The organism is Novosphingobium sp. (genome assembly GCF_031424035.1).
In the GTDB taxonomy this organism is placed as follows: domain Bacteria; phylum Pseudomonadota; class Alphaproteobacteria; order Sphingomonadales; family Sphingomonadaceae; genus Novosphingobium.
Genome location: NZ_JANPGP010000146.1, coordinates 1 through 4,171, shown reverse-complemented (window position 1 = coordinate 4,171; position 4,171 = coordinate 1). Strand labels below are relative to the sequence as shown.

The 4,171-nt window shown below is 61.7% G+C and carries 6 protein-coding genes; 2 read left to right on the top strand and 4 right to left on the bottom strand.

Annotated features, from left to right (window positions below; translation table 11 throughout):
• Positions 1–213, bottom strand: a 213-nt coding sequence (gene rplJ / locus RMO89_RS20235; protein WP_310535447.1) for a 50S ribosomal protein L10, incomplete at its 3' end; no start/stop codon positions are given.
• A gap of 345 nt (positions 214–558) precedes the next feature.
• The gene (locus tag RMO89_RS20230; RefSeq protein WP_310535446.1) at positions 559–1,629 is read right to left on the bottom strand and encodes a 50S ribosomal protein L11 methyltransferase; all 1,071 of its coding nucleotides are present in this window, start codon (positions 1,627–1,629) and stop codon (positions 559–561) included.
• A gap of 112 nt (positions 1,630–1,741) precedes the next feature.
• On the opposite strand from RMO89_RS20230, the gene RMO89_RS20225 reads away from it, so the two are divergent.
• Positions 1,742–2,377, top strand: a complete 636-nt coding sequence (locus RMO89_RS20225; RefSeq protein ID WP_310535444.1) for an isoprenylcysteine carboxylmethyltransferase family protein — start codon at positions 1,742–1,744, stop codon at positions 2,375–2,377.
• A gap of 147 nt (positions 2,378–2,524) precedes the next feature.
• On the opposite strand, the gene RMO89_RS20220 is transcribed toward RMO89_RS20225, so the two are convergent.
• Positions 2,525–2,758: a helix-turn-helix transcriptional regulator gene (locus tag RMO89_RS20220; RefSeq protein ID WP_310535442.1), complete on the bottom strand. Its 234-nt coding sequence runs from the start codon at positions 2,756–2,758 to the stop codon at positions 2,525–2,527.
• Positions 2,758–3,312 (bottom strand): DUF2975 domain-containing protein, encoded by a 555-nt coding sequence (locus RMO89_RS20215; RefSeq protein WP_310535441.1) that lies wholly within the window; start codon positions 3,310–3,312, stop codon positions 2,758–2,760. The genes RMO89_RS20220 and RMO89_RS20215 overlap by 1 nt, the downstream gene beginning before the upstream one ends.
• Positions 3,313–3,889: 577 nt before the next feature.
• Here RMO89_RS20215 and RMO89_RS20210 point away from each other — a divergent pair.
• On the top strand, positions 3,890–4,171 hold a 282-nt coding region (locus tag RMO89_RS20210; protein WP_310535440.1), incomplete at its 3' end, for a hypothetical protein.

The window sequence follows — 4,171 nt, the reverse complement described above, 5'->3', positions numbered from 1 at the left end:
ACTGATCCCTGCATAGTTCGTGTCTACGATGGCAAGCTTGGCAAGAGAGTTCTTGGAAACCTTGAACGATGCACCCGACTCACGCATCTTCACGCGCAGGGCCGTGGTCTGAGCCACGGTCATGCCGAGGTTGCGGGTGATGACCACCACGCCGACCTCGTTGAAGGTTGCGTTGAGCGAAGCGACCGAATCAGCTTTCTGCGAACGATCCATGCCTTACTCCTTCACACATGGCCGCGCGGGATCTGTCCAAACAAGGACTGGCCCCGAACGGCCGGCTACGTTTGTCCATGCCAGGAAATGGCACAGGCGAGTCCGTCGATGGGGGAAGGAGCCACGGAAAACCGTGGATTTGGCACCACACTCACCATGGAGCGGAGGGCCGGAGAATCTCTTTTCCCCGTCTAGGCTGCAAATTAAGAGGGGAACCCTCAGCAACTGTCTCGGACGGATGATCGGCAAGCGCGGATTGCTCTGGGCTTGCCGGTCAGGGCCGCGCCAATAGCAGCACGGGCGACGAAGTCAACGAAAGCGTGAGCTTCGGGCACGCTTGGCGGCTCAGCCTTCGTCCCACAGGACCAGCGCCACATCGTCATGCCAGCCGCCCACGTCGAAGCGTTCGCCGGGCCGTGTTTCGAGCACTTCGGCCAGCGGGGTCCAGCACACGCCCCAATGGGCATCGCTGTCACCGCCGGGCGCGTTTTCATAAGCCACACCGCCGCCGAAGCCGATTCGGAGCCACTGGGCAATGCCGCCAACGCTGCCGCCGTGCGATTGCAGCGTCACATTCGACTGGCGCTCGCTGGGCAGGCCCTTCGAGAAATCGAAATGGAACATTGACGCGGGATCGCTGCGCACAATGAAGCTGGGGTCGCCGTTGCGCACTGTCGGGTGAAGCCGCGCGTGCGGTGTGAACAGCGAGAGGTCGACGCCCTCGATATCCGATAAGTCGGCGGGCTTTTGCGGATAGTCGGCCAGTGCGACGATGATCTCGGCGCTTTCGGGCAGGATGATCGCGCCCGGCGCGCAAAGTTCGGCGCGCGCGTGATCGAGCGTCGGCAGGACATATTCGCCAAGCAGGTCATCGGCGAAGACTTCGGAGACAATCATGTCCACCCCGCCGCCAAGGTCCTTATTCCGATCGAGCCGCGAAGAATGCGTGGTGAATACCGTGATCCGGTCCGACAGGCCGTTCGCCTCGACAATGGTGCGCGCCGTGGCGGCGAGCATGGCATTCCCCTCGCAGGCATAGACATGGGCGGCGCCGGCCTTGGCCGCCATGATGGCGAGCAGGCCCGATCCGGTGCCGATATCGAGCACGGTGCGCCCGCGCGCATTCGCTTCGATCGCGGTGCGGTAAGCAGCGTTACGCGCGCGGTCGAGCAGCATGTCGCGGTGAAAGCCGGGCATTTCGTACTGGAAGATGCGCCGGGCAACGGCGGCGACCAGCGGATCGTCCGGCCGATCACCCAGCGCCTCGATCGCCATGGTGCGCGCCTTGTCACCGCGGCCGTTATCGATCAGCGAACCACCGATGCGCAGCAGTTTGCCGGGGTGATCCTGCCTGTTCCAGGTCGCTGTGTCGCCGGTCGTCTCGCCGGTCTTGTGGGAGGTCTTATTGGAGGTCATTTCGGTTGTCATGTGTCCGCGCCTCCCCGGTATTTATACGGCGTCCGGCAATCTATTCTTAACCATGTCATGCCAAATCCGCCTGTGCCAGCAATCAAGGAATCCGGGCGCTATGGATAGCACAGCAGTAGAAAGCAAACCCGGGAGCTGGCTGAGCCCCGCTTTTGCCGATCGCGCCGAGCAGGTGGCGATCGTAATTCTCTGGGCATTCCTGGCCTGGCGCGTCGACCTTTCGGACAATCCGTGGGCACCGCTGCTGCTGGTTTCGGAATCGACCATCGCCTTTTTCACCCTGATCCGCCGACCAACCACGCGTCTGTCCATGCGGCTGGGCGACTGGATGCTGGCCATGACCGCAACCTGCGCCGGCCTGCTGATCGTGCCGGGCTATGTCCTGTCGGAATCGCTGGTCACCATCGGCGTGTTGCTGTTTATCGGCGGCAACCTGTTCCAGCTGTGGGCCAAGCTCGTTCTGCGCCGCTCGTTCGGGGTTGCCCCGGCCAACCGCGGCGTGAAGATTTCTGGCCCCTACAAATATGTCCGCCACCCGATGTACGTCGGCTATGGCATCGTCCATGTGTCGCTGCTGCTGCTGATGTTCATGCCGATCAACCTGCTGATCTATGCCATCGGCTGGTGGGCCCAGATCCTGCGCATCAAGGCCGAAGAGCGCGTCCTGTCGCAGGACCCGGCCTATGGTGAGTACATGAAGCAGGTGAAGTGGCGGCTGATCCCGGGAGTGTTTTGAGAGCTTTTGTTCTGTCCGCCTAACGGCGGTGCGCCCATGACGGATGTCATGGGCGCACCTAACAAGAAAGGGCGGCCCCGCTGGGGACCGCCCTTTTCCGTCTGACCGGGCCGGGGGACCAATGGCCCCGGTCAGGCGGGATTGCGTTCAGTCCGTCTCAAAGCCGAGCAGGTCGCCGGGCTGGCAGCCCAGCACTTCGCAGATCGATTCCAGCGTCGAGAAGCGGATGGCCTTGGCCTTGCCGGTCTTGAGGATCGAAAGGTTGGCGAGGGTAATGTCGACGCGCTGCGCCAGATCGGTCAGCGTCATGCGGCGGGCGTGGAGGAGGTCGTCGAGCTTGACCACGATGCGGGTCCTTTCGGTCTGGGTGTCGTCTGCCATCACACGGTCCCTTCCAGCTCTTCGCGCATTTTCGCGCCTTCGCGGAACACACGGGCCAGGATGAACAGGATCAGCGTGAGCAGGATGCCGCCAAGGCCGACATCGAAACCGAAGTCGTAGCCATGATGGCCCTTCGCGCCGTCGAGCTTGACGAGGTAAGGCATGAACCAGGCCGCCATTGCTCCGAGGCCGATGCCGAGGACATGGCCGGCAACCGTGAGCCAACCCATGCGGTTGAGGCGCTCGGCGTTCTGCAAGGCGAAGGGATCGCCCTCGCCAACAGTGGCGATGATACCGCCGAGGTTCTTGAGGAAGCGATAGCCGATCTGCAGCATGACGATGATCAGCGCGAAGGCGAGGATCGACAAGGGGTAGGCGACATCGGGCGCGCCGACTTTGGCGATCCGCTCATAGACTTCATCGCGGCCGACGGTGAGCAGGGCGCCGATGCCGATGGCGATACCGATACTGGCGATCATGATGATGATCTGGCCAAGGATCACCATCAGGCGGGCTGATTTGAGCAACAGGTCGCTTTGCGTCTGTTCGGTCATGATGGTTGTCCCTTCAGGCCTTGAGGTCAGGCGATACCGGGGATCTGGATGGTCGGCAGCCACATGGCGGCGACGACGGCGAGTGAGGCAAGGATCGAGAGGGCTTGCGAGGTCTGGAAGCGGGTCATTGTTGTTCTCCGATATGGTCAATATCGATATTCAATAAGGCGAGTCGGGCCTATTGTCAATCAATAATATCGAAAAACGATATGTCTCTTATCGTTTTGCGAAAGGACGCCGCAAAACGCCGGTTTTCCGCCAGTTCGCCCTCCCGACCTTGGTTGACACTGACGGCGCCCTGCGCCTATACGCGCCCCTCGCTCGTTCGCTTCGAGCAAGGAGTTTCCATGCGCAGGGAGGCTCCACAGAAAGGAAGCGGCGGGTTTTCCATCTGACGCGACAGGCTGCAAGCCGTGGATACCCGATTCGGGAATCCGTGTGCTGTGCGGCCTTTTGTCGTCTCTGATCTGGTCCAAACCGGGCCGGAATTCGGAAAAGATGGTGCCATCCCTGCGTGTGGCAGATTTTTTCGCCGGACTTTTCCGGCAGCACTAGAGCAAAGAGGCAAGACACCCTCATGGCGAAGAAGCCCCAGTCCGCAGCACCCCGCGGCCAGTCCAAGCGGCGCATCCGCAAGATCTTCGGTGACATCCACGAAGTTGTGCAGATGCCCAACCTGATCGAGGTCCAGCGCGAGAGCTATGAACAGTTCCTGCGCTCGAACCCGGCCACCGGCTATGTCTCGGGCCTGGAAAAGACGCTGCGGTCGGTCTTCCCGATCCGCGACTTCGCCGGCACCAGCGAACTGGACTTCGTTCACTACGAACTCGAAGACCCCAAGTACGACGTCACCGAATGC

What these genes read in the sequence shown, in the direction of transcription:
- RMO89_RS20215 (WP_310535441.1), bottom strand. Translation starts at nt 3,312, where the DNA reads ATGACCGAACAGACGCAAAGCGACCTGTTGCTCAAATCAGCCCGCCTG.
- RMO89_RS20225 (WP_310535444.1), top strand. Translation starts at nt 1,742, where the DNA reads ATGGATAGCACAGCAGTAGAAAGCAAACCCGGGAGCTGGCTGAGCCCC.
- RMO89_RS20230 (WP_310535446.1), bottom strand. Translation starts at nt 1,629, where the DNA reads ATGACCTCCAATAAGACCTCCCACAAGACCGGCGAGACGACCGGCGAC.
- RMO89_RS20220 (WP_310535442.1), bottom strand. Translation starts at nt 2,758, where the DNA reads ATGGCAGACGACACCCAGACCGAAAGGACCCGCATCGTGGTCAAGCTC.